The sequence below is a fragment of the Methanobrevibacter sp. genome, assembly GCF_045126245.1.
Classification (GTDB): Archaea; Methanobacteriota; Methanobacteria; order Methanobacteriales; family Methanobacteriaceae; genus Methanocatella.
The window spans coordinates 1-24,136 of record NZ_JBGVOG010000007.1 but is presented as its reverse complement, the minus strand read 5'-3'; the positions used below and the strand labels follow the sequence as shown (position 1 = coordinate 24,136).

Annotated in this window: 35 protein-coding genes and 1 tRNA gene; 34 read left to right on the top strand and 2 right to left on the bottom strand. The window is 35.2% G+C overall.

Translation table 11 applies throughout. The features are described from left to right. Nucleotides 1-13 precede the first annotated feature (13 nt). The 16 genes from ACJMLZ_RS00470 (at nucleotide 14) to ACJMLZ_RS00395 (ending at nucleotide 10,194) form a co-directional block, all read left to right on the top strand. A complete protein-coding gene (locus ACJMLZ_RS00470) occupies nucleotides 14-343 on the top strand; it encodes a 50S ribosomal protein L32e (protein WP_405303358.1) in 330 nt (109 codons plus the stop codon). A gap of 128 nt (nucleotides 344-471) precedes the next feature. Next, on the top strand, nucleotides 472-927 hold the full coding sequence (locus ACJMLZ_RS00465; protein WP_405303357.1) for a 50S ribosomal protein L19e: 456 nt from the start codon (nucleotides 472-474) through the stop codon (nucleotides 925-927). Between the two features lie 2 nt (nucleotides 928-929). Further along, nucleotides 930-1,511, top strand: a complete 582-nt coding sequence (locus ACJMLZ_RS00460) for a 50S ribosomal protein L18 (RefSeq protein ID WP_405303356.1) — start codon at nucleotides 930-932, stop codon at nucleotides 1,509-1,511. A gap of 2 nt (nucleotides 1,512-1,513) precedes the next feature. Then, nucleotides 1,514-2,155, top strand: a complete 642-nt coding sequence (rpsE, locus tag ACJMLZ_RS00455; RefSeq protein WP_405303355.1) for a 30S ribosomal protein S5 — start codon at nucleotides 1,514-1,516, stop codon at nucleotides 2,153-2,155. A gap of 12 nt (nucleotides 2,156-2,167) precedes the next feature. After that, nucleotides 2,168-2,626: a 50S ribosomal protein L30 gene (locus tag ACJMLZ_RS00450; protein ID WP_405303354.1), complete on the top strand. Its 459-nt coding sequence runs from the start codon at nucleotides 2,168-2,170 to the stop codon at nucleotides 2,624-2,626. Between the two features lie 15 nt (nucleotides 2,627-2,641). Next, nucleotides 2,642-3,079: an uL15m family ribosomal protein gene (locus ACJMLZ_RS00445; RefSeq protein WP_405303353.1), complete on the top strand. Its 438-nt coding sequence runs from the start codon at nucleotides 2,642-2,644 to the stop codon at nucleotides 3,077-3,079. A 33-nt stretch (nucleotides 3,080-3,112) separates the two neighbouring features. Then, nucleotides 3,113-4,471, top strand: coding sequence for a preprotein translocase subunit SecY (gene secY / locus ACJMLZ_RS00440; RefSeq protein WP_405303352.1), 1,359 nt, complete (start codon nucleotides 3,113-3,115; stop codon nucleotides 4,469-4,471). Between the two features lie 43 nt (nucleotides 4,472-4,514). After that, nucleotides 4,515-5,075 (top strand): adenylate kinase, encoded by a 561-nt coding sequence (locus ACJMLZ_RS00435; RefSeq protein WP_405303351.1) that lies wholly within the window; start codon nucleotides 4,515-4,517, stop codon nucleotides 5,073-5,075. 9 nt (nucleotides 5,076-5,084) lie between these two features. Continuing rightward, nucleotides 5,085-5,663: a DUF106 domain-containing protein gene (locus tag ACJMLZ_RS00430; protein ID WP_405303350.1), complete on the top strand. Its 579-nt coding sequence runs from the start codon at nucleotides 5,085-5,087 to the stop codon at nucleotides 5,661-5,663. Between the two features lie 120 nt (nucleotides 5,664-5,783). Then, entirely contained in the window at nucleotides 5,784-6,050 is a 267-nt protein-coding gene (locus ACJMLZ_RS00425; RefSeq protein ID WP_405303349.1) for a 50S ribosomal protein L34e, read from the top strand. Then, nucleotides 6,050-6,568, top strand: coding sequence for a (d)CMP kinase (cmk, locus tag ACJMLZ_RS00420; protein WP_405303348.1), 519 nt, complete (start codon nucleotides 6,050-6,052; stop codon nucleotides 6,566-6,568). Before ACJMLZ_RS00425 ends, cmk begins: the two co-directional genes overlap by 1 nt. Next, complete coding sequence (locus ACJMLZ_RS00415) at nucleotides 6,569-6,790, top strand: 50S ribosomal protein L14e (protein WP_405303347.1); 222 nt, start codon at nucleotides 6,569-6,571, stop codon at nucleotides 6,788-6,790. Between the two features lie 73 nt (nucleotides 6,791-6,863). After that, nucleotides 6,864-7,829, top strand: a complete 966-nt coding sequence (locus ACJMLZ_RS00410; protein WP_405303346.1) for an RNA-guided pseudouridylation complex pseudouridine synthase subunit Cbf5 — start codon at nucleotides 6,864-6,866, stop codon at nucleotides 7,827-7,829. A 157-nt stretch (nucleotides 7,830-7,986) separates the two neighbouring features. Next, nucleotides 7,987-8,715 carry a hypothetical protein gene (locus tag ACJMLZ_RS00405; RefSeq protein ID WP_405303345.1) on the top strand — a complete coding sequence of 243 codons (729 nt, stop codon included), beginning with the start codon at nucleotides 7,987-7,989 and terminating at the stop codon, nucleotides 8,713-8,715. Beyond that, nucleotides 8,716-9,279, top strand: coding sequence for a hypothetical protein (locus ACJMLZ_RS00400; protein ID WP_405303344.1), 564 nt, complete (start codon nucleotides 8,716-8,718; stop codon nucleotides 9,277-9,279). A 105-nt stretch (nucleotides 9,280-9,384) separates the two neighbouring features. Beyond that, entirely contained in the window at nucleotides 9,385-10,194 is an 810-nt protein-coding gene (locus tag ACJMLZ_RS00395; RefSeq protein WP_405303342.1) for a hypothetical protein, read from the top strand. Nucleotides 10,195-10,314: 120 nt separating this feature from the next. Here the strand turns inward: ACJMLZ_RS00395 and ACJMLZ_RS00390 are convergent, their stop codons facing one another. Continuing rightward, complete coding sequence (locus ACJMLZ_RS00390; protein WP_405303341.1) at nucleotides 10,315-12,093, bottom strand: DUF2207 domain-containing protein; 1,779 nt, start codon at nucleotides 12,091-12,093, stop codon at nucleotides 10,315-10,317. Between the two features lie 18 nt (nucleotides 12,094-12,111). Continuing rightward, nucleotides 12,112-12,669 (bottom strand): LemA family protein, encoded by a 558-nt coding sequence (locus tag ACJMLZ_RS00385; RefSeq protein WP_405303340.1) that lies wholly within the window; start codon nucleotides 12,667-12,669, stop codon nucleotides 12,112-12,114. 201 nt (nucleotides 12,670-12,870) lie between these two features. On the opposite strand from ACJMLZ_RS00385, the gene ACJMLZ_RS00380 reads away from it, so the two are divergent. The 18 genes from ACJMLZ_RS00380 to ACJMLZ_RS00295 form a co-directional block, all read left to right on the top strand. Continuing rightward, nucleotides 12,871-12,955 (top strand) — tRNA-Ser (locus tag ACJMLZ_RS00380). Nucleotides 12,956-13,140: 185 nt separating this feature from the next. Continuing rightward, nucleotides 13,141-13,590, top strand: coding sequence for a 30S ribosomal protein S13 (locus ACJMLZ_RS00375; RefSeq protein ID WP_405303339.1), 450 nt, complete (start codon nucleotides 13,141-13,143; stop codon nucleotides 13,588-13,590). A gap of 61 nt (nucleotides 13,591-13,651) precedes the next feature. Further along, the gene (locus tag ACJMLZ_RS00370; RefSeq protein ID WP_405303338.1) at nucleotides 13,652-14,191 is read left to right on the top strand and encodes a 30S ribosomal protein S4; all 540 of its coding nucleotides are present in this window, start codon (nucleotides 13,652-13,654) and stop codon (nucleotides 14,189-14,191) included. Nucleotides 14,192-14,202: 11 nt separating this feature from the next. After that, nucleotides 14,203-14,595, top strand: coding sequence for a 30S ribosomal protein S11 (locus ACJMLZ_RS00365; RefSeq protein ID WP_069574667.1), 393 nt, complete (start codon nucleotides 14,203-14,205; stop codon nucleotides 14,593-14,595). Between the two features lie 15 nt (nucleotides 14,596-14,610). Then, nucleotides 14,611-15,444 carry a DNA-directed RNA polymerase subunit D gene (locus tag ACJMLZ_RS00360; RefSeq protein ID WP_405303337.1) on the top strand — a complete coding sequence of 278 codons (834 nt, stop codon included), beginning with the start codon at nucleotides 14,611-14,613 and terminating at the stop codon, nucleotides 15,442-15,444. After that, on the top strand, nucleotides 15,444-15,809 hold the full coding sequence (locus tag ACJMLZ_RS00355) for a 50S ribosomal protein L18e (protein WP_298521152.1): 366 nt from the start codon (nucleotides 15,444-15,446) through the stop codon (nucleotides 15,807-15,809). Before ACJMLZ_RS00360 ends, ACJMLZ_RS00355 begins: the two co-directional genes overlap by 1 nt. 13 nt (nucleotides 15,810-15,822) lie before the next feature. Next, nucleotides 15,823-16,245 carry a 50S ribosomal protein L13 gene (locus tag ACJMLZ_RS00350; RefSeq protein ID WP_405303336.1) on the top strand — a complete coding sequence of 141 codons (423 nt, stop codon included), beginning with the start codon at nucleotides 15,823-15,825 and terminating at the stop codon, nucleotides 16,243-16,245. A 19-nt stretch (nucleotides 16,246-16,264) separates the two neighbouring features. Further along, nucleotides 16,265-16,666, top strand: a complete 402-nt coding sequence (locus ACJMLZ_RS00345; protein WP_405303335.1) for a 30S ribosomal protein S9 — start codon at nucleotides 16,265-16,267, stop codon at nucleotides 16,664-16,666. A 47-nt stretch (nucleotides 16,667-16,713) separates the two neighbouring features. Next, nucleotides 16,714-16,884 (top strand): DNA-directed RNA polymerase subunit N, encoded by a 171-nt coding sequence (locus ACJMLZ_RS00340; RefSeq protein ID WP_292609892.1) that lies wholly within the window; start codon nucleotides 16,714-16,716, stop codon nucleotides 16,882-16,884. Between the two features lie 61 nt (nucleotides 16,885-16,945). Further along, the gene (locus ACJMLZ_RS00335) at nucleotides 16,946-17,143 is read left to right on the top strand and encodes a DNA-directed RNA polymerase subunit K (RefSeq protein ID WP_292820668.1); all 198 of its coding nucleotides are present in this window, start codon (nucleotides 16,946-16,948) and stop codon (nucleotides 17,141-17,143) included. Nucleotides 17,144-17,279: 136 nt separating this feature from the next. Next, nucleotides 17,280-18,524 (top strand): phosphopyruvate hydratase, encoded by a 1,245-nt coding sequence (gene eno / locus ACJMLZ_RS00330; protein ID WP_405303334.1) that lies wholly within the window; start codon nucleotides 17,280-17,282, stop codon nucleotides 18,522-18,524. Between the two features lie 22 nt (nucleotides 18,525-18,546). Further along, nucleotides 18,547-18,741: a 4Fe-4S dicluster domain-containing protein gene (locus tag ACJMLZ_RS00325; protein ID WP_292820642.1), complete on the top strand. Its 195-nt coding sequence runs from the start codon at nucleotides 18,547-18,549 to the stop codon at nucleotides 18,739-18,741. A gap of 16 nt (nucleotides 18,742-18,757) precedes the next feature. Continuing rightward, complete coding sequence (gene rpsB, locus ACJMLZ_RS00320; protein WP_292820639.1) at nucleotides 18,758-19,360, top strand: 30S ribosomal protein S2; 603 nt, start codon at nucleotides 18,758-18,760, stop codon at nucleotides 19,358-19,360. A gap of 9 nt (nucleotides 19,361-19,369) precedes the next feature. Beyond that, nucleotides 19,370-20,218, top strand: a complete 849-nt coding sequence (gene amrB / locus ACJMLZ_RS00315) for an AmmeMemoRadiSam system protein B (RefSeq protein ID WP_405303333.1) — start codon at nucleotides 19,370-19,372, stop codon at nucleotides 20,216-20,218. 9 nt (nucleotides 20,219-20,227) lie between these two features. Further along, nucleotides 20,228-21,190, top strand: a complete 963-nt coding sequence (gene mvk, locus ACJMLZ_RS00310; RefSeq protein ID WP_405303332.1) for a mevalonate kinase — start codon at nucleotides 20,228-20,230, stop codon at nucleotides 21,188-21,190. A 4-nt stretch (nucleotides 21,191-21,194) separates the two neighbouring features. After that, nucleotides 21,195-21,995: an isopentenyl phosphate kinase gene (locus ACJMLZ_RS00305; RefSeq protein WP_405303331.1), complete on the top strand. Its 801-nt coding sequence runs from the start codon at nucleotides 21,195-21,197 to the stop codon at nucleotides 21,993-21,995. Nucleotides 21,996-21,998: 3 nt separating this feature from the next. Then, complete coding sequence (gene fni, locus ACJMLZ_RS00300) at nucleotides 21,999-23,045, top strand: type 2 isopentenyl-diphosphate Delta-isomerase (protein ID WP_405303330.1); 1,047 nt, start codon at nucleotides 21,999-22,001, stop codon at nucleotides 23,043-23,045. Between the two features lie 3 nt (nucleotides 23,046-23,048). After that, nucleotides 23,049-24,136 (top strand): RNase J family beta-CASP ribonuclease (locus ACJMLZ_RS00295; RefSeq protein ID WP_405303329.1); only part of this gene is annotated, 1,088 nt, incomplete at its 3' end.

The following is a 24,136-nucleotide window of genomic DNA, read 5'->3' as shown; positions in this document are numbered from 1 at the left end:
ATTGGTGATTCAAATGGCTAATAAAAGATTTAAAAGACAAGAATATGCTCGTTATAAAAAACTTGGAATCAAATGGAGACGCCCTAGAGGTAAAACCAGTAAAATGAGAAGATATGAAGCAGGAAAACCTGACATGCCAGCTATTGGTTACAGAACCCCTAGAGCAATAAGGGACTTACACCCTTCAGGGTACAACGATGTTCTTGTTCATAATATGAAAGAATTAGAAGACTTAGACCCAGCAGTTGATGCTGCAAGAATAAGCGCTTCTATCGGGAAAAGGAAAAAAGATTTGATGTTAGAAAAAGCATCAGAACTTGGTATAAAAGTTTTAAACAAATAAATCATATTTATAAGTTAATCCAATTCCGGGGTTTTATTTGAATTGGCTTTAACTGTTTAAATTAAAAATAAGGGAATTTAGATTTTATCTAAATTTATCAGCTATGCTGAAAATGGAGGATTATATACATGAATCTTACAACTCAAAAAAGATTAGCTGCTAGTATACTTAAAGTAGGTCTTAATCGTGTATGGATTGATCCAGAAAGATTAGAAGAAGTATCTATGGCAATTACTAGAGAAGGTGTAAAGCAGTTAATTAATGATGGAGCTATTAAAGCAAAACCTCAAAAAGGTATTAGTAGCTACAGATCTAAAAAAATCGCACAACAAAAAGCAAAAGGAAAAAGAAAAGGTAGAGGTAGTGTAAAAGGGGCTAAAAAAGCACGTAACCCTAAAAAGAAAGCATGGATGACTACTATCAGAGCTTTAAGAAAAGACCTTAAAGAAATGCGTGAAGAAGAAGTAATTGATGCAACTACCTATCGTAAATTATACAAAATGGCTAAGGGTGGCGCATTTAGAAGTAAATCTTACATGAGAAACTACGCCCGTGACCATGATTTAATTAAAGGAGAGGAATAAACATGGCACATGGAACTAATTATAAAGTAGCATTCAGAAGAAGAAGAGAAGGAAAAACTGATTATGCAGCTAGAATGAAATTAGTTGACTATGACAAATCTCGTTTAGTTGTCAGAGTTTCCAATTCTCATGCAACTGTTCAAGTTGTTGACTACGCTCCTGAAGGAGATGTAACTGTTGCATCTGCTGTAAGTAAACAATTAGCTAAATACGGTTACTTAGGAGGTACCGGTAACCTTTCAGCATTTTACTTAACCGCATATCTCTGTGCTAAAAGAGCTTTAGCAAACGGTGTTGAATACGCAATTTTAGACATTGGTTTAAGATCACCAATCAAAGGTTCTAAAGTTTTCGCAGCTCTTAAAGGTGCTCTTGATGCAGGTTTAGATATTCCTCATGGGGATTTCATTTTCCCTGAAGATGAACGTATCAGAGGAGAACATGTTGCTGCTTACGCTGAATCTTTAGATGATGAAGAAGTTAATAAAAAATTCTCAAAGTATTTCGAAAGAGGTCTCAATCCTGTAGATTTACCTGAAAACTTTGATGAAACTATTAAGAATATCGATGAGGCAGAGGAATAACTATGAGTTTTAATATTGATGAATGGGAACCTAAAACTAAAATGGGTAGATTAGTTAAAGATGGAACCATTACTGATATCGATGAAATCTTTGAAAAAGGTCTTCCAATTATGGAATTAGAAATAGTTGATGCCTTGATCCCAGATTTAGAAGAAGAAGTAATGGATGTTAACTTAGTTCAAAGGATGCATAAATCTGGTAGAAAAGTTAATTTCAGAGTAATTGTTGCTGTAGGTAACAAAAATGGGTATGTTGGATTAGGCCAAGGTAAAGCTAAAGAAGTCGGCCCAGCTATTAGAAAAGCTGTTGATAATGCTAAATATAACATTATTAAAGTAAGAAGAGGCTGTGGAGATTGGGGTTGTGTTTGTGGAAGAGAACACACCGTACCTTTCAAAGTACAAGGTAAAACCAGTAGTGTAAGTGTTACCTTAATGCCTGCACCTGCAGGAGTAGGTTTGGTAATTGGTGATGTTGGTAAAACTATCTTAAAACTTGCTGGAATTCACGATGTATGGTCTCAATCTTTCGGACAAACTCAAACCACTGTTAACTTTGCTAATGCAGTATTCGATGCTTTAAAAGAATTAAGTAAAGTTAAAGCAAGCAAAGAAGAGCTTAAGAAAATGGGAGTTAACTACTAGATGGTGATTACTATGTTTTTAGTTATTAGAGTTAGAGGAACTACTGGTGTCATTCAAAATATTGCTGACACATTAGACATGTTAAGACTTAATAGAATCAGCCATGCAGTATTAGTTGAAGAAAATCCTAGTTATGAAGGTATGCTTCAAAAAGCTAAGGACTACATCACTTGGGGAGAAATTGATGCTGAACTTTTAGCTAAAATTATCGCTAAAAGAGGTAGACTCCCAGGTAACAAAAAAGTTACTGATGAGTATGTCGCAGAAAATTCTGATTATAACGACATTGCAGAATTGGCTGAAGCTTTAATTAATTCTGAAGTTAAATTGGCTGATGTAGGTATTAAACCTGTATTCCGTTTACACCCTCCAAGAAAAGGTTATGAAGACATTCGTTTATCCGTTAACGAAGGAGGATCATTAGGTTACAGGGGAGAAGGAATTAAAGACCTTGCAACAAGAATGCTTTAAAATCAGGTGTATATTATGATTAGAACAAAACGTAAAATTAACAAACAAAGAGGTTCTAGATCCAATGGTGGAGGATGTACCAAAAAACGTAGAGGTGCAGGTAACAAAGGTGGAAAAGGAAAAGCAGGTATGGGTAAACAACACTGGACCTGGACTGTAATCCACGACCCTAATCACTTCGGTAAACATGGTTTCAAAAGACCTCAAAAAATGATTAAAAAAATTAATACAGTTAATTTAAGTTACTTAGAAGAACAAGCTGATGATTTAATTGCAAAAGGCGTAGCATCTAAAGACGGCGATGCAATTGTTATTGATGTAACTGAATTAGGTTATGACAAAGTTTTAGCAAAAGGTAAAATCACTAAAGCTTTCAAAATTTCAGCACCTCAATTTTCCGCTTCTGCAATTGAAAAAATTGAAGAATTAGGAGGAGAAGCTATAGAATTATAGCTTTTTTCCTTTAGTTTATTATAGAGGAAGAAAATGTCTGCACTAGAAGTTTTAGAGCCGATTTTTAAGATTATTCCTGAAGTCAAATCCCCTGTTCATAGAGAAGATTTCAATGAAAAACTTAAATGGACAGCTCTTGTTTTAGTATTGTATTTTATATTAACACAAATTCCATTATATGGTTTAGCTCCTGGAGCTATCGATAATTTCGCTCAATTAAGAGCTGTAATGGCAGGAAGCTTTGGTTCCATACTTACTTTAGGTATTGGTCCAATTGTTACTGCTTCAATTGTATTGCAATTGTTAGTAGGTTCAAATCTTTTGGAGTTGGATTTGTCATCTCATAAAGATAAATCTCATTTCCAAGCTACTCAAAAAGTGTTATCTATTGTATTTACCATTTTTGAAGCTTCTGTTCTGGTATTGACTGGTAACCTGGTGCCGATTGATGGTTCATACACTTTGATATTAATTCTCCAACTTGTTATTGGTGCATTGGTTATCATTTACCTTGATGAAGTTGTATCCAAATGGGGATTCGGTAGTGGTATAGGTTTGTTCATCGCTGCAGGTGTTTGTGAAGCAATTATAGTAGGTTCATTTAACTTCTTCCCAAATGCTCAAGGAATACTTCCAGGTATCATTCCAGGATTTATTCAAGCGGCTATCGCTGGAAAACCTAATTTCTATAACTTGATTCCTTTGATTGCAACTATCATAGTATTCTTAGTTGTTTTATACGGTGAAGCTATGAGAGTGGAAATTCCAATTTCTCATGGTAGTGTAAGAGGGCACGGAAGAGTTAGGGGAGCTGTCGGTAAATATCCATTGAAATTTGTTTACTCAAGTAACATGCCTGTTATTTTGACAAGTGCATTGCTTGTAAACGTAACATTGTTTGCAAACCTTTTCCAAAAAGTCGGCATACCTATTTTGGGCCATATTGAAAAAGGAAAGGCTGTTGATGGTATTGCATGGTTATTGTCCACTCCGAATTTGACAATGTTTATTACAGAGCCGATTCATGTTCTGGTATATGCAATCTTTTTCATTGCATGCTGTATGTTCTTCTCATATTTATGGGTAGAGATCAGTGGATTAAATGCTAAAAAGATTTCTGAACAACTTTACAGTTCTGGTATTCAGATTCCAGGATTCAGAAGCAGTAAACGTCAGTTATATAAAATATTGAAAAAATATATTCCTGCACTTACCATTATTAGCGGTATATATGTAGGACTTATCGCTTTCCTTGCGGATTTAACTGGTGCTTTAGGTGGAGGTACCGGTGTTTTGCTTACTGTAGGTATTCTTCATAAACTTTATGAAGAGATGGCGGAAGAGCAACTTATGTCTTCAAATCCACTTCTTAGAAAATTCTTGGGAGATTAAATCTCCTATTTTTTATCTTTTTTAAAAAAAAAGGTGGGATTAAATGAAATTAGTAGTATTAACAGGTATTCCAGGTTCTGGAAGTACAACATTGCTTAATAAAGCACTTGAAGAAGTAGATTATGTCCACTTAAATTATGGGGATATAATGACAGAAATAGCAATTGAGAAAAAAATTGTTGAAGATAGAGACTCTTTAAGAAAATTACCGGCTGAAACTCAAAAGGAGATTCAAGCTGAAGCTGCTAAAGAAATCAAAAGAAGATCTGAAAATGATAATGTTATTGTAGATACTCATTGTACTATTAATACACCATCTGGATTTTTACCAGGTTTACCAATTTGGGTTTTAGAACAATTACAACCTGATCTTTTCATATTAATTGAAGCTAATCCTGATGAAATCATTTATAGAAGATTAAATGATGAAACCCGTTCTAGGGATGTACAAAAAGCTAAAGATATTGATTTACATCAACAAATGAACAGAGCTACATCTATGGCTTATGCTACTTTAACTGGAGCTACTGTTAAAATTGTTGCAAATCATGACAATCATTTAAATTCTTCAGTTTCAAAATTAGTAGATGTATTAAATTTATAGGGGATAATTATGGTTGATATAATGGGAATGGTCTATGGAGTTTTGAATGCAATATTCAATCCTATTCTTGCTATGGACCCTAATCCAGCTAATCCAGCTTTGACTGTTTTAATTATTGCATTTATTGTTTCATTGATTACAACTATTGCAAATAAATATCTAGTAGACCAAGATGAAATGAATGAAGTACAAGCTAAAATGAAAGAGTTCCAAAATGAACTCAGAGATGCTCAAAAAAGAGGGGACGGAAAGAAAGTTGCTGAACTTCAAGCCAAGCAGCCTGAACTTATGCAAGAACAAAGTAAAATGATGACAAACCAGTTCAAACCGATGATTGTTACATTCGTTCCGATTATTTTGATATTCTTCTGGATGAGAACATCTGCGATTCATAATTTGGTTATTATTTTGCCAAAAACTGTATACTGGGTCACTTTAACTCCACTCTGGCATGTTCTGGGTAGTTTCTTGTATGGTGGTGAAGCAACAATTCCATATGGTATCGGTTGGCTGTTATGGTATATGATTTGTACTTTCGGTATGAGTCAGATTATAAGAAAATTCTTAGGATTCAAACAAGGGTTCTAATATCAACCTTTTAAACATACATTTATTAATGATGAAAAAGATATAGTGTAATATTCTATTTTGAATACGCTATTACACTATTATTAAATATTTTATTATTAAAATTAATTAGGTGATTAAATGCCTGCAAATAGGTTTAGATCAAGATCATATAAAAGAGTTCATAAAAACACTCCTGGCGGAGAAAATGTTTTAAGATATAAAAAGAAGAAACCATCTAAGCACGTTTGTGCTGAATGTGGTGCAGTGTTACATGGAGTTCCTCGTGGACGTCCATATGAAATTGGAAAGTTATCCAAAACAGCTAAAAGACCTAACCGTCCTTATGGTGGGTACTTATGCTCAAAATGTGCACGTAAACTTTTCAAAAACGAGGCTAGAAAATAATGATAATTACAATCGGCGGATTAGCTGGAACTGGAACAACCACTTTGGCCGAAGTGCTTAGTGAAAAACTGGATGTTCAGTTTATCTCTGCAGGATTCATTTTTAGACAGATGGCTGCTGAGAAAGGAATGTCGGTTCTTGAATTCAGTGAATTTGCTGAAGGTAATGATGAAATTGATAAGGAAATTGATAAAAGACAAGCTGAAATTGCTAAATCTTCAGAAAACTTAATTATCGAGGGCAGGTTATCAGCATATTTCGTTGAAGCTGATTTGAAACTTTGGTTAATGACTCCTTTTGAAGTGCGTTCCAAAAGAATAGCTCAAAGAGAAGACAAATCTGTCGATGTAGCAAAAAGCGAGATTATTACTCGTGAAAAAAGCGAAGCTTTAAGATATAAAGAAATCCATAATATTGATATTTCAAATATGGAAATTTATGATTTAATTGTAAATACTGATAGCTTTGATCCGGAAAGCATATCAGAAATCATTATTCAAACATTAAAGGTGATATAAATGGCATCAATCGAAGTAGGTAGAGTATGTGTTAAAACTGCTGGTAGAGAAGCAGGCGAAAAATGTGCAATCGTAGAAATTATTGATGAAAACTTTGTTGAAGTTGTAGGAGAAGCTGTAAAAAACAGAAGATGCAATATCTCCCACTTAGAACCAACTGAAGATTCTATCGATGTTTCTGGCGATGTTGAATCTATCAAAGCAGCTTTAGCTGATTTATAAGTGAATAATTAACCATATTATTCATTATTCTTTTTATTTATACTTTTTTTATTAATTTTCTAAGGTTTTTTTCATGAAGTTTGACATGGTAACTAAATCTCAAAGTTTTACAAACCCTGAGTTTGGTTGTAAACCTGAAGAAAGAGAAATCAATGATTACATTTCTAAAGGAGTCATTAATTTAGACAAACCTTCAGGTCCGACTTCTCATGAAATCGACTCTTGGATCAAACGCATTTTACATTTGGAAAAATCAGGGCATGGTGGAACTTTAGATCCGAAGGTAACAGGAATTTTGCCTGTAGGGTTGAATGATGCTACACGTGCAATACAGCTTCTTTTAACCGCTCCCAAGGAGTATGTGTGTTTACTGACTTTCCATCAGGATGTTCCGGAAGATAGGATTCGTGAAGTTTTTGCAGAATTCACCGGAAAGATATTTCAGTTGCCCCCAGTAAAATCTGCCGTTAAACGTGAGCTTAGAACACGTAATATTTATTATTCCACAATCTATGAAATTGAAGGAAGGGATGTGCTTTTTAGAATAGGCTGTGAAGCGGGAACATATGTCAGAACTTATTGCCACAATATTGGGGAGGCTTTGGGTGTTGGAGCCCATATGGCGGAACTCAGAAGGACACAGGTAGGTTCATTCAGAGAAAAGAATAACCTGGTAACCCTTCAGGATGTTACTGATGCATACCATTTCTGGACTGAAGACGGGGATGAGTCATTTTTACGCCAGGCAATTATGCCAATGGAAAGGGCTGCAGATTACTTGCCAAAGATTGTCATTAAGGATTCTGCAGTAGATGCAATATGTCATGGCGCTGATTTGGCTTGCGGCGGAATTGCCAGTTTGGCAGATAATATTCAAAAAAATGATATTGTAGCTATTGAAACTTTAAAAGGAGAATTGGTAGCTTCAGGTAATTCTTTATTGACTTCAAATGAAATATTGGATGCAGACAACGGTTTTGCTGTAAATACTTCAAAAGTATTCATGAAACCGGATACTTATCCGAGATTCTGGAAATAAATTTTTGCTCCAATGATGTAATAATGCTTAATATTTGTTCGAATCTTTTTTTTAGAAAAATTTTTTATTAATATAGATTAAAATAATCATATTATTGAATGAATTTTTAGGGGCAATCATCTTGAATAAAAAAATAATATTTTCCGTTATTTCATTAATGATTTTTATGTTATTTTTGGGTTCAGTTAGCGCTAGTGATATTGGGAGTGTTGATGGCGCATTGATGGTTAATGACAATAATGAGGATAAAATTGCTGCAGAAAGTGAATTTGCCGGGACAACATTTTCCGAGCTTTCATCAAAGATTTCTAATTCTGCTGATGGGGATACACTAATTTTAACCAAGAATATCTCTCAAGATGGTGATTGTGAAATAGTCATTGATAAGCCGATTATTATTGTAGGTAATGGAAATATTATCAATGCCGAACATACCTCAAGAATATTCAATATCACTTCTGATAATGTAGTTTTAAAGGATATAGTTTTCTATAATGGGAATTCTACTGGATTTGGGGGTGCAATTCACTGGTCAGGTAATAACGGAATAATGGATGGCTGTTCATTCTTTGATAATGATGTTTTTAAAGATGAGCATACTGATGCTTATGGTGGTGCCGTTGCTTGGTATGGTAAAAATGGAGTTATGAACAGTTGCATTTTTTCCAACAATAGTGCTGAAGTCTATGCTGGTGCTGTAAGATGGAGTGGGGAAAATGGATTTATAAATAATTCCATATTCATAAGTAATTTAGGATTAAATGCTGCAGGTGCGGTTTATCTTAATAATGCTCAAAACACTTCGATTAAGGGGTGTGTTTTTTCAAACAATTCCGGCCATACAGTTGCTGGCGCACTTTATGTGAGAAATAGTCCAAATGTATAATTGACTGATAGTATTTTTACAAATAATATTGCTGAAATCAACAATGGTGGGGCAATTTACTGGTCAAACAGTGCAGATTATCTGATATCTGATTGTAATTTTACAAATAACACTGCTGAAATTAATGGAGGAGTATTCTACTCTACAAACTCTCCAAGAGGATTAATTACTAACAGTAATTTTGATTCTAATAGGGCTTTAACAGGTAGTGGCGGAGTATTGAATTGGAATGGTCCAAATTCAAATTTAACCAATTGTAGATTTACTAATAATAAGGCTACCGATAGTGGAGTAATAGATGCCTTAAATCCTAATGGAAGAATATCTAACTGTACTTTCATCAATAATAGTGTTTCATCAGGTGCAGGGGCTATTAGTTGGGGAGGTCCAAATGGGATAGTATCTAATTGTGATTTCATCAATTGTTCTGCCAGAGGTAGTGCTGGGGCAATTTATTGGTTAAATACTAATAAAAACGGCACAGTAATCAATTGTAACTTTATTAATATCACCGGAAATGGGGAGGTTCAATTCGTTGGGATTTTAGTAATGATGGAAAAGTAATTAATTGTAATTTCATTAACAATACCGCTACAGATTTGGGGGGGAGCCATTTATTGGAGAACCAGTAGGGATGGAGAAATATCAAATTGTAGTTTTATTAACTGCATGAGTGAAAATACTGGGGGATCCATATGTTCAAAAGATTCAAATAACTTTGTATTGTCCAATAATAATTTCATAGATTCGTTTTCTGAAAATGGTGGTGGTGCATTACTTTTGAGTGGTGATGATGTGCAATTGTTAAATTGCAATTTCACAAATACTACAGTAAATTCTTCAGCTTCAGGAGTAATTGATTGGGGTGGTTCCACAGGTGATATTAAGAATTGCAATGTCGAAAATAGCAATATCAATGTTTCAGTATATATTGATGGATATTATCCAACTGGTTTAGTTAATCTTGAAGCAAATAATTTTGAGGGATTAATTTATATTGTTGATGGAAGCGTTTTATCTCAAACATATCTTGAAGTAATAACCAATGCCTATTATCTGGATTTAAATGATCAATTACTTTTAGATGCTATTCTTTTGGATGATAATGGTAATCGGATATGTGATAAGCAAAAGATTACCTATGCTATTTCCAATGGTGAAGAGATTGTTAGTTCAAAGGAGAATTGGGAGGCCCAGTACACATTTAATCAGACTGGTGAGTTCTTTATTGATGCAAGTTTATCCAATATTAAAAATGTAACTGTTGTTGGTGCTATTGTTGTTGTCCGTGATATAAACAATGATACTGATAATGATACTGAAGATGATGATGTAATTCACGACAATAACGAAACTTTCACTGATTTGGATGATGATATTTCTAATTTTAGTGTGGGTTATATTACAGGTAATCCATTGATTTTGCTGCTGTTGATGATGTCTGTGTTATTGTTTATGGTACCGAAGAGGTTCTTTTAGACTGATGGCTTGCCTTTGGAGTCTGTTAATAAAAAAGAAAAATAATAATTTGTTTTGAATTATAATTTGAATAATCTGCAAAAATCAAGATTTATAAAAAAAGAAAAAATTAGTGGGAAGCTAGAAAGCTCCTCCACCACCACCTCCGGATCCTCCTCCGAAGCCACCAAAGCCACCGGAATCGGATGAAGGATTTGCTGCGGATTGGCCTGTTGAATATGCGGCATGCATCAAACCGTATCCGCCATAGTAATGGTATCTGAACACGTCATCATCATAATCTGAAAGATTTGGTGCATTGAGTTTCATGGCTTCATAAACCTCATCAGCTACTCCAAGAGCAGTACCATAAATCAAGTACTTTTTCCAAATAACTATAGATTCTGGAGGGTGTTCTTTAATTAAACTGTTGTCCTTTAAGAATTTCTTCAAGTTTTCCCATTTGAGATAGAAGACCCTGCCTGTTTCGGTCCATTTTCCGAAAATGTCTTCCGGAAGCATCATTATCGCTATAGAAAATATCACTAGAAATATTCCTGCAATGATGCAGTACAGTCCATTTCCAAGATTTGTTAAAAATCCTAAAATGGCGATGAGTATACCGAATATAAGCCCTCCAATTCCAATGAATGAAATCATTGTGGAACCGGTATCATTAAAGTATTCCTCTCTTTTACTTTCAGAGTTTTTCTCTACACTGTCTGTCCAACTTTCAAAATCTGCCATGAAACTTTTTGCGTTATATTCTGAGGATAACTTGCCGTCCAATGTTGACAGGTTCAAAATTTCATTTTCGGCGAATGGGTATAATGTGTTAATAAGTTTCTTTTCGCTTAAACTCAATTTGGCGTTTTCAACATTGCTGAAGTCTAAAAGCAGATCTTTAATATCCGTTTCTGTATTTTCATTTACATTTAATTTAAGAGCTTTCCTATCAATTAAGTTCATAATTGATGATTGGAATCCTTTCATGTTCGGCTTTCCAATATTGGTTTTGTTTTCAATCAATGCATTAATCACTTCTGGAGGGTCATCTGTAGGCAGTTCCCTTTCATAGATTCCATCATAATCCACTTTAGGTTCCCTTCCATATCTTAAATAGGTAAATAGAGCACCAACAGGGCTTAAAATGGATAATAATCCTAGAACAAGGTATGTTGTATTCCAGAAGTTTCTTTCATTGATACTGTTGTGTAAGTTTTGAAGTATCTTATCCCTACCATTCTCATTGACATGCTTTGCGTATGTCGCATTATTGAAGTCATCCAATGGCATCAAAACAAGCAATTCATAGATTTCTCCTTTCGGTATGCTATTTGTTGTAGCCATAATTGTATTTTTATCCAATTTGTCGGATTGAGTGTACTCTTCAGGATTTAAGAAATAAGTATTGTTTTTATCTCCCGGAAGGGTTACATATACTGAAAGGCTTCCAACAGGTACATCCCATTCGTCCCCCCAAAGTTTGTACTGAAGTCCCCCAACATCGTTAAAAAGGGTTACTACATTTTTCATATCATAGCTAATAAAGATAGAAACATCACAATCTCTGATTTTTTGGGTATGTGCTTCATCAGCATATAGGTATATCTTTAAGTGTTTTTTGCCGTTTTCATCACTTTCTTTTAAAACTGGGTATGCTCCCTCGGCTGCAACTTTTATGTTTTCTATGCTTTCGCCAGATTTTAGGGGTATATCCCTATATACTCCATTGTATTGGCCTTCAAATGTATAATCGTACTGTTCTTCCACATGAAGTAAACCATTATTTTCAACTGTTAAATCTATGAATGCCTGAGTTATGCTGTAGCTTCGATCATCGTCTGCCGAAACTGCGGCTACAGCTGAAAATAATAATAAAAATAGTAAAATTATACAAAATGTTCTTTTAACATTCATACAATTTCACCTATAAACTTAAAATTCAACTTTTGGAACCGCCCTTTCTTCTGCAGGTGCTTCAAAGAATGTTTCTTCATTGAAACCGAAAATTCCTGCGATAATGTTGCTTGGGAATTGTTGACAAGCATTGTTATATTTTAAGACAACATCATTATAGAATTGCCTTGCATAGGATATCTTATCTTCAGTGTCACTTAATTCTGTTTGCAATTGTTGGAAATTGCTGTTTGCTTTTAAATCAGGGTAATTTTCAGCAACTGCGAACAATGATTTCAAAGCGCCTGTTAACTGGTTGTCTGCAGCGCTTGCTTCCTGAACATTTGAAGCATTCATTACGCTGGCTCTTGCTTGGGTGACCTCTTCGAGAACGCCTTTTTCGTGGGAGGCATATCCTTTAACGGTTTCCAATAGGTTTGGAATCAGGTCGTTTCTTCTTTTAAGTTGAACGTCAATTTGCGCATAACTGTTTTTCACGCGGTTTCTAAGTCCAACGAGGTTGTTGTACATGTGTATAACTGTTCCTACAAGGAAAATAATTATTACCACAATAACTATTATTAATATGATACTCATTTTATCACCTAATTAATAGTATAATTTATTTTTAAATATACTTTGCCATAGGGGGTTGGATTTTTAATTATTTATTTTTATTTCTATTTTTTTTAAAAAATTAGATTTTAAACAATACCTTTATATAGGTTAAGATTAATATATTATCTTATCATATTATTCTAGATAATATGTTGTGCAAGTATTTGCTAACTATTTTATGCCGAGATAGTCTAGCCTGGTAAGGCGCGAGACTGGAAATCTCGTGGGCATTCCGCCCTCCTGGGTTCAAATCCCAGTCTCGGCGTTTATTAGTTTTTAACTTAGATTTTTTGTTTTATTAAAAAATACTTGTTAAACTGATATTTTTGCACTCTTAGTTTGATTAAACTAAGTTTTATATTGTTGAAAGAACTGTGTTTTGAGAAGCTCAAAACATTCGAATCTATATTTTACGTCTCGTAGGTTCGCTCTATAAATGGAGGTTATTTAATGGAAGACGATTTCAAGCACTTAGTGCGTATTTCAAGAAAGGATGTAAATGGTAATAAAACCATTGAACACGCTTTAACCGAAATCAAAGGTGTTGGAATATCTTTATCTAAAACTTTGTGCCGTACTTTGGACTTAGATTTAGATGCTAAAATCGGTTACATTAGTGATGAAGATGTTTTAAGAATTGAAGAAATTTTAGAAAATCCTCAAAAATTTGACATTCCATCTTGGATGTTAAACAGAAGAGAAGATTACGAAACTGGTGATGACATTCACTTGATTGAATCTGACCTTGACATGACTTTAAGGGATGATTTAAACAGAATGAAAAAGACCAGAAGTTACAAAGGTAGAAGACACGAGGTTGGTTTACCTGTTAGAGGTCAAAGAACCAAATCCACTTTCAGAAAAAGTTCTACCGTTGGTGTAAAACGTTCAAGAGGATAGGCAAGAACTTTTTTTTACAAATTAAAATTTTAACAATTCAATTTTATTAGGAGATGTTTTAATGGGACAACCTAGAAAATCAAGGAAAAAGTATAATACACCACCACATCCTTGGAATGCGGAAAGAATCAAAAATGAAAATAAATTAATGACTAAATACGGTTTAAAAAATAAAAAAGAAATTTGGAAAGCCGATACTTTAGTCAGAAGATACAGTAGGGAAGCAAGGTACTTACTTGGTTTCGGTACTGATCAAATGGTAAACGAGAAATTAGAATTATTAGGACACTTAGCTAGAACCGGTGTTTTGCCTGAAGATGCTGCACTTGAAGATATCCTAGATTTAAACGTTGAAGATATCTTAAGAAGAAGATTACAAACTATTGTATATAAAAAAGGTTTAGCTCGTACTCCTAAAGAAGCAAGAATGTTTGTTGTACACGGCCACATAACATTAAACGGTAAAAAAATCAATTCACCAAGTTATGTAGTATTAAGAGGTCAAGAAGATGAGATTGGTTTCTATCGTTCTTCACCTGTAGCAAAACAAATCGAAGAGTACAACAAAAATAAGGATAATAAAGCTAATACAGAAGAATAAAGGGTGTAACTATGGCAAAAGATGAAAAATGGGGTATAGCTAATATTTACTCATCATTCAATAACACTATTATTACTGTAACAGATATTACTGGTGCTGAGACTATTTCTCAATGGTCTGGTGGAAAAGTTGTTCGTGCTGACAGACAACAAGCTTCACCTTTCGCAGCTATGGCCGCAGCAACTAGAATAGCTGATGATGCTAAAGAAAAAGGATTTGTAGGATTACATATTAAAGTAAGAGCTCCTGGTGGAAACGGACCTAGAAGTCCAGGACCTGGTGCACAGGCTACTATTCGTGCTTTAGCAAGAGCTGGAATTAAAATAGGTAAAATAGAAGATATCACTCCTATTCCTCACGATGGTACTGGAAGACCTGGTGGTAAAAGAGGAAGAAGAGTCTAAGTGGAAGGGTTTAATATGGAGATAGAAATTAAAAGTCAAAGCGATGATGAAATTGTATTCATTGTTCGTGATGCAGAAGTACCATTCATTAATGCTATTAGAAGATGTGCAATGGTTAATGTGCCTAAAATAGCTATTGAAGATGTAAACATTGTAAGAAACGACTCTGCAATGTTTAATGAGGTGCTTGCTCATAGGCTTGGTTTAACTCCTTTAGTTTCTAATCTTGAAGCAATTGAAGGTTTACCTTTACCTGAAGACGAAGGTTGGGCATATGATGAAGAAAATGAAACATGGGCTGACAACCTTAAAAAAGGTGTTGTCTTCAAGTTAAATGAAACAGGACCTAAGGTAGTTTATTCTAAGGATTTAATATCTTCAGACGAAACAATTAAACCAGTATACGATACTATTCCTTTAGTAAAACTCAAAGAAGATGAAGTTATTGACATTGAAGCTGTTGCAAAAGTAGGATACGGTAAAGAACATGCTAAATGGATGCCAACCACTGTATGCGCATACAAGCAATATCCTCAAATCACTTTCAATGAAGATAAGGAAGTTGATTATGACTGTGCTTTGGCATGTCCAAGAGGTGTTTTAAAGTCTGACAGAAGGTCAAAACATATTAAGATTTTAGACATTGAAGATTGTACTATGTGTAAAAGCTGTGTAAGGGCTTCTTCTAATGGTTATATTAATGTAGGGTATCGTGAAAATGATTTCATATTTAGAATCGAAACTGATGGATCAATGCCTCCTAAAGAAGTTTTATTAAAAGCTTGTGACAAATTAGGTGAAAAAGCAGATAAATTTATCAGATTTAGTGAAGAAGGAGGAAGTAAATAATGGTTAAGAAAATTATCAAAACTAATCCTAACCTTATTGAACTTATTAATAAACTTAATAAAAAATCAAAAAGTGAAGATGCAGCTATTTGGAAAGACGTTGCAGGTAGACTTTCAAGGTCTAACAGAAGAACTGCTGAGGTTAATTTGTCTGATATCGCAAGACATGCTGAAGCAGGCGAAACTATTTTAGTACCTGGTAAAGTTTTATCAAACGGTGATTTAACAGAAAAAGTAGATGTTGTAGCATTAAAATTCTCAGCTAAAGCACAGGAAAAAATCGAAAGTGCTGGTGGAGAATGCATCTCAATTGATGAGATAATCGAATCAAATCCTAAAGGATCAAACATTAGGATCATTGAATAAATAGGGTGTTATTATGATTATTGATGGAGAAGGATGCGTTTTAGGAAGATTAGCTAGTATAACTAGTAAAAATCTTTTAGAAGGCGAAGAAGTAGTAATTCTTAATGCTGAAAAGATTATGTTAACTGGAAACAAGGATTGGGCTTACGCTAAATACAAACAAAGAGTTGACAGGGCAAGTATTTCTAACCCTCGTGACTTAGGTCCTAAATATCCTAGAAGACCAGATGATATATTTAGAAGAACTGTAAGAGGAATGTTACCTTTCAAAAAAGCTAAAGGTAAAACTGCATACAAAGGATTAAAAGCTTTTGTTGGCGTACCTGCTGAATATGCAGATGCAGAACTCACTTCAGTTCCTGAAGCAGAATACAAGAATATTAAAAAAGGTATCGAGTTAGGTGAAATCTCCAAACTTTTAGGAGCTACCTTTTAGATGAAAAGGATGTGTGATTATGGTTAAAGTTATTCATACAAGCGGAAAACGTAAAACAGCTATCGCAAGAGGTACTGTTCAAGAAGGAACCGGTAAAGTTAGAATTAACAAAATTCCTTTAGAACTTTATTCTCCTGAGCTTGCTAACTTAAAATTACAAGAACCATTAACCTTAGCTGGTGATTTGGCTAATGAAGTTGATATCAACATCAAAGTTGTTGGTGGAGGAGTAATGGGTCAAGCTGAAGCTGCACGTATGGTAATTGCTAAAGGACTCGTCCAATGGTCTCAAGATATGGATTTAAAAGAAAAATTCATTCAATATGACAGAACCATGTTGGTTGGTGACCCAAGACGTTCAGAACCTAAAAAATATGGTGGTCCTGGAGCAAGAGCACGTAAACAAAAAAGTTACAGATAAATACTTCTGTAATTTTATATTTTATTTAAATTAAAAAGATGATATAAATGATTCCTATAAGATGCTTAAGTTGCGGAAAACCTGTTTCAGCTTATTTCGACGAATACAACAAAAGAGTTGCTGCAGGCGAAAAGTCAAAAGATGTTTTGGATGACTTAGGTTTAAACAGGTACTGCTGTAGAAGAATGTTAATTTCCCATGTGGAAACCTGGGAATAGATGTTTCAATTCATAGGGATATTTTTAGTTAAAAATATAATCTTGGTAAAATATGCCTAAAATGGAAGTAATATTCATGAATGTTGAAAAAAAATTGACAAGGTTTGAAAGAGCTAGAATTCTAGGAGCTAGGGCAATTCAAATATCTATGGGGGCTAAACCATTAGTGGATATTAAAGACTCTTTAGATCCAATTGACATAGCTTATGAAGAACTCAAAGCTGGAGTTTTACCATTAGATGTAATTAGAGATGAATAAATAGTTTTCCTATTTATTCTATTAATTTATTTAAAAAAAATAAAAAATACCAACATAACTCTATAAAGAAACTTACTGATTTTTTAAAGAGTATAGATTATATGGTAATAAATTAAAGGGCACTGAGGTGTTTTTTTTGGATAGTATAATAGAAGACGTCCAAGTTCGTAAGATTTTGGACAGCAGAGGAAATCCTACCATTGAAGTGGATGTGCTTACTTGGAATGGTTCCGGTAGGGCTGCCGCACCAAGCGGGGCAAGTACTGGATCAAGAGAAGTGGTGTCATTCCCTGAAGGTGGCGTAGATAGGGTTGTAAGTGAAATGGAAGATTTCATTGCTTCTGAATTAATCGGTATGGATGCTGAAGACATCACTACTATTGATGAAGTATTGAAAGAAATCGATGGAACTGACAATTTGTCTGCTATTGGTGGAAATACTACTGTAGCGATTTCTATGGCTGTAGTCAAAGCAGCTGCTTCCTCTTATAATATGCCATTATACAAGTACATAGGCGGAAATTTAGTCAATGAATTACCTTTCCCATTGGGAAACATGATGAATGGAGGAGCTCATGCAGGTGTTAATGCGCCTGACATTCAGGAGTTTTTAGTTGTTCCTGTTGGAGCTACTAATGTTAGTGATGCTATCTTTGCTAATGCTTCCGTTCACAAAAGGCTAAAGGAGTTAATTCAAACTAAAGATTCTGCTTTCACCGGTGGAAAAGGTGATGAAGGTGGATGGGTACCTAATATTACCAATGATAGTGCTTTGGAAATTCAGGCTAAAGCCTGTGAAGAGATTGGTGATGAATTAGGTATTGAAATTAGACCTTCCTTGGATATGGCGGCTTCCGAATTATGGGACGCTGATAAACAAAAATACGTTTATGCTCAAGACGGTATTGAAAGGGATACCGGAGATCAAATTGATTTCGTTAAAGACATGATTGAAACATATAAGATGTTTTATGTTGAAGACCCATTTGACGAGTCTGATTTCGAAGGATTCGCTCAGTTAACTGCAAAAGTTGGTGATAAATGCCTAATATGTGGTGATGATTTGTTTGTCACTAACAAGGATATCTTGGCTAAAGGCATCGAAATGAATGCAGCAAATGCTATTATCATAAAGCCAAACCAAATAGGTTCCTTATCCGAAACCTACGCTACTGTAAAGTTAGCGAAAGAAAACAATATTGTACCGGTTGTATCTCATAGGTCTGGTGAAACCACTGATGAGACTATTGCTCATCTTGCTGTTGGTTTTGCTTCTCCAATGATTAAGACTGGAGCTATTGGTGGTGAAAGGATAGCTAAATTAAATGAGTTGATTCGTATCGAAGAAGAACTTCCAAATCCTAAAATGGGGTCATTTTAAGTTAGATTAGGGAGAGAATTTTATGGCTAAAGTAACTATTGACTATGATAAATGCGAAGGTGCAGACTGCGCTGAATGTGCTGATGTTTGCCCTATGGAAGTTTTAGTTCTTAAAGGAGACAAGATTGAAATTGTCGACCCTGATGAATGTAGTTATTGTGAAGTATGTATGGACGTATGTCCGCAAGAATGTGTAAAAATTGAAGATGATGATTAAATAATGAGGTGTAATTATGGTAAATGATGAACTTTTAATAGATTTAGACAACTATTTAGCAGCTGGTTTACATATTGGAACCCAACAAAAAACCAGTGACATGGAAAAATACATATTCAGAGTAAGATCTGACGGTTTATATGTATTGGATATTCAAAAAACTGATGAAAGAATCAGACAAATTGCAAAACTTTTAGCAAAATATGACCCAGAAGATATTTTAGTAGTAGCAACCAGACAATACGGTCAAGCTCCTGTTAAAAAATTCGGTGAAATTACCGGTGCAAAAACCATTCCTGGTAGATTCATCCCTGGTACTTTAACAAACCCAAATTATGCTAAATTCATTGAACCAAAAATTATTGTTGTAACTGACCCAAGATCTGATGCTCAAGCAGTATTAGAATCTAAACAAAACGGTATTCCAGTAGTTGCATTATGTGATACTGAAAACTTACTCAGTTTTGTTGATATTGCTGTACCTGTAAACAACAAAGGTAGAAAAGCTATCGCTTTAGTTTACTGGTTACTTGCAAGACAAATCTTAAGAGAAAGAGGAACTATTCCTGAAGATGGTGACTTGGATATTGATGCAACTGAATTTGAACTTAAATTTTAAGTGAGTTAAATGTTAAGAAAACCTGCTGTTAGCGGATCATTTTATCCGGATAATCCCGATAAACTTGTAAAAGTAATTGAAGATTGCTTTTTAGATGAGTCTGGAGTTTCTGAAATTCCAAAACTCAATACCTTTGAAGGTGATGACTATCCGATTCATGTAATGGTTCCTCATGCAGGTTATCAATATTCCGGTGCAATAGCCGCTCACGGTTATTGCAATATAGTTCAAAATGGTTTTCCTGAAGTTTTCATTATTTTGAGTCCTAACCATACAGGTCTGGGCAGTGAAGTTTCTGTTTTCAATGATGGTGAGTGGATTACTCCTTTAGGCAGTATCGAGGTTGATGGGGAATTTGCCGATGAGATAATTTCCGTTTCCGATATTGCAACTGCTGATTTTTCCGCCCATATTCGTGAACACAGTATTGAAGTTCAGCTGCCTTTCCTGCAATATTTCTCCAATGATTTCAAAATAGTTCCCATTACTATGGGATCCCAAACTTTCACGGCTTCCAGCGATTTGGCTAAGGCAATTTTTGAGGCTGGGAAAAAATTAGGTAAATCTTATTGCGTCATTGCAAGTACTGATTTATCTCATTTCAACAATCAAGAGAAAGCCAACAAGGTTGATGGTTTTGTTTTGGAGGATATTGAAGAAATGAATGAATTCAAACTTTTTGAGGAAGTGATTCAGTATAATATTACAATGTGCGGTTACGGTCCGGTAATGACAGCAATCACCCTTTCGAAAATGTCGCAAAAGAATAATTGTGAAATTCTGGCTTATAGGACTAGTGGTGACGTTACCGGGGATTTCAGCTCTGTTGTTGGTTATGCTTCAGGTATTTTTAAGTAAGGTGTGTTTATGATAGCTAAAGCTTCTGCTCCAGCAAAAACTATTCTATTTGGAGAGCATTCTGTAGTTTATGGCGAACCTGCTATTGCAGGAGCAGTTAATAAAAGGGCTTATATTACAATTAAGGAGTCTGATAATGATATTTCTACTTTTAAAGCTCCAGATATAGGATTCGAAGCTGAATTATTGACACGCCATAAGAAGTATATTTTAACAAAAGGAAAGCCAGGTATCATTAGATATATTTTAGAAGCTCTTTATGTGGCTCACGACCATTCTCCTATTGAGATTACATTATCCTCAAAGGTGCCTATCGGGTCAGGTCTCGGATCATCTGCTGCAGTCACTGTAGCTACTCTCGCCGCATTATACAGATATCATAATGTTCGTTTCAATAAAAAATCCCTTGCCCATGATGCCCATATGGTTGAACAGGCAGTTCAAGGTGTTGCCAGTCCTTTGGATACTTTAGTTTCCACATATGGCGGACTGGTATATTTATCCCGTAAAAAGAAGGTTGAGCATTTCAACGTCAATTTCAATGTTCCATTTGTTGTGGGATACACTACAAAACACGGCAATACGGGCAAGATGGTTAAGGATGTTAGGAATCTTAAGACTAGAAATCCTAAGATAATCAACCCTGTGATTACTGCAATGGGAAATCTAACAAATTATGCAAAGCAGGCCATTTTGAAGAGGGACTTTAATAAGGTTGGAGAGTTGATGAATATTAACCACGGATTTTTGGATGTATTGGGAGTCAATACTTTAGAATTATCCCGTATGGTTTATAATGCAAGAGAAGCTGGAGCCATCGGTTCAAAAACTACCGGAGCCGGTGGAGGGGGAAGCATTATAGCACTTTGCCCAGGTAAGGTGGATGAAGTTGCAGAAGCAATTGCCCGTGATGATAATGTTTTGAAAATCAGATTTACCCGAAAAGGGGTTTCTTCAAGGGTTTATAAGTGATTTTATGATTATTTTAAAGATTGGCGGAAGTATATTGACCAATAAGGATTCTGCTGAAAGTGAAGTCGACGCTGACAGTCTTAAAAGAATAGCATCTGAAATCAAGGCTTCTTTAGACAATTCCCATAAGGATTTGGTCATTGTTCATGGAGCAGGTTCTTTCGGACATCCTCCAGCTAAAAAGTATAAAATTGGCGAAGCATTTGATGAGAATGAATATCCCCAAAAGAGGATTGGATTTTGCGAGACTCAGAATGCCGTTAAAAAATTAAATATGCATGTCTGTGAAGCTTTCATTGAAAAAGGTTTGCCTGTGATTGCCATTCCAGCATCCAGTTTCATGACAGCTTCCAATAAGAGAATCGTTGAAGGTAATCTCGACAGCTTTAAAAAATATTTAAACAAAGGTTTCATCCCGGTTATTTATGGGGATGTTGTTCTGGATGAGGAACTGGAAATCTGCGTCATTTCAGGAGATCAGCTTATTCAATATCTGGCAAAGAATCTTAGTCCGGATATGGTTGTTTTGGGAACTGATGTCGATGGAGTTTACAATAAAAATCCAAAGACTCATGATGATGCGATATTTTTCGATAAATTCTCATCGCTGGATGATTTGGATACTTTTGAAGGAACAACAAATGTTGATGTGACCGGAGGAATGGTTGGAAAGATTAAAGAACTTCTATATTTAGCAGATTTAGGAATCGAATCTAAAATAATAAATGCCGAAGTTGAAGATAATGTTTTCAAAGTTTTGGAAAATGAAGAAGTAAAAGGAACTGTAATTTCAAGGGGAAATTAATTTATGATTTCAGATAGAAAATTAGAGCATTTATTAATTTGTGAAAATTATGATGTTGAGTTTAAAGATAAGACTACCGGATTTGAAGACATTGAACTGGTTCATAATGTCTTGCCGGAAGTGGACAAGCAGGAAATTGATTTATCAACCACTGCTTTTGGTAAGAAGTTAGACTCCCCTTTATTTATAACTGCTATTACCGGCGGCCATCCGGCTGCAAAAAATATTAACAAACAATTGGCAATTGCCGCTGAGAATAATGGAATTGCTTTAGGAGTAGGCTCTCAAAGGGCGGCTTGCGAACACCCTGAACTTGAAGATACTTATACTGTTGTACGCGAAAATGCTCCAAATTGTTTACTTGTAGGCAATATTGGTGCACCTCAATTGAATCTTGCAGAAAAAGCTGTAGAAATATTGGATGCTGATATTTTGGCAATTCATCTTAATCCTCTACAGGAATCCATCCAACCGGAGGGAGATTTGGATGCAATAGGATATCTAGATTCAATCAATCAGATTACAAAATCCGTAAATATTCCTGTCGTTGCTAAAGAGACAGGTTGCGGAATATCTGCGGAATCCGCCAAAGCACTTGTTGAGGCAGGTGTTGATTATATTGATGTTGAAGGCGCCGGAGGAACAAGTTGGGCTGCTGTTGAAACATATCGTGCTGAAGACAGGTATCTTGGTGAAATATTTTGGGATTGGGGAATTCCAACTGCAGTCAGTACAGTTGAAGTTACTAATGCAGTAGATGTTCCAGTCATTTCATCTGGAGGTATTCGTTCAGGTCTTGAAGCCGCAAAAGCTATTGCTCTTGGTGCAGATGCCGTAGGCATGGCATTACCATTTTTAAAGAATTCCGCTTCTCAGGAACAATTAAACAAATTTATCAATAGATTCAATGATTCGTTAAGAATTGCAATGTTTTTAGTTGGAGCTAATAACATTGATGAATTAAAACAAACTAAATTAGTTATTCGCGGAAAAACACGAGAATGGCTAAATGAAAGAGGAATTAACACAAAAATTTATTCAAGGAGATGAAACATGAGCGTAGAAGTTATCGCCATTGGGGGATATCAGGAAGTCGGTAAGAACATGACTGCCGTCAAGATAGGCGAAGATGTTATTATATTTGATATGGGAATACATCTTGACAGGATCAGTATGCACGAGGACACCGACATTGACAGAATGCACAGTTTAGACCTAATTGAAAGAGGAGTCATTCCTGATGACACATTGATGAAGGATGTTGATGGTAAGGTTAAGGGAATTGTCTTTTCCCACGGTCACCTGGACCATATCGGTGCAGTGGCTAAATTGGCTCACAGATATGATGCTCCATTAATTGGAACTCCATATACTGCTGCATTGATTGAAAAACAAATCAAAGGGGAACGCAAATTCAAAGTAACCAATCCGATTAGACCATTAAATCCAGGAAGCAAAATGGATCTCTCTAAAGATATCACTTTAGAATTTGTCCAATCAACACACAGTATTCCTCAAGCTGTATTTCCAGTTTTACATACTCCTGAGGGAGTTATTGTTTATGCATTAGACTTTAAATTTGATAATCATCAAAAGGTATCTCCGCCTCCTGATTACAAAAGGTTAAGGGAATTGGGAAGAAAAGGAGTGCTTGCATTAATTGTTGAAACAACTAATGCCATAAATTATAGTGAAGTCAAAACACATTCCGAAAGAATTGCACGAAATATTCTTGAAGATGTGATGAGAGGGCCGTTGCAGGAGAAAACCGGTATGATTGTTACCACATTTTCATCCCACGTTGAACGTGTCCAGGCTATTGCGGATATAGCTAAAAAAAGTCACAGAGAAATATTTTTCCTTGGAAGATCAATGGAAAGGTTCTGCGGAATTGCACAGAACTTAGGTATTTTAAAGTTGCCGAAAAATGCAAGCATCTTTGGCTCTCCAAAGGCAGTCAATAAGGCATTGATGAAAGCTGATGAAGACAGGGCAAACTATCTGCTTGTAACTACAGGGCACCAAGGTGAACCTGATGCATTGCTTCCAAGAATTGCAAATGGAAGAACTCCATTCAATATCAAAAAAGGAGACAATGTCATTATTTCTGCACCGATTATTCCAAATCCAACAAATGCGGC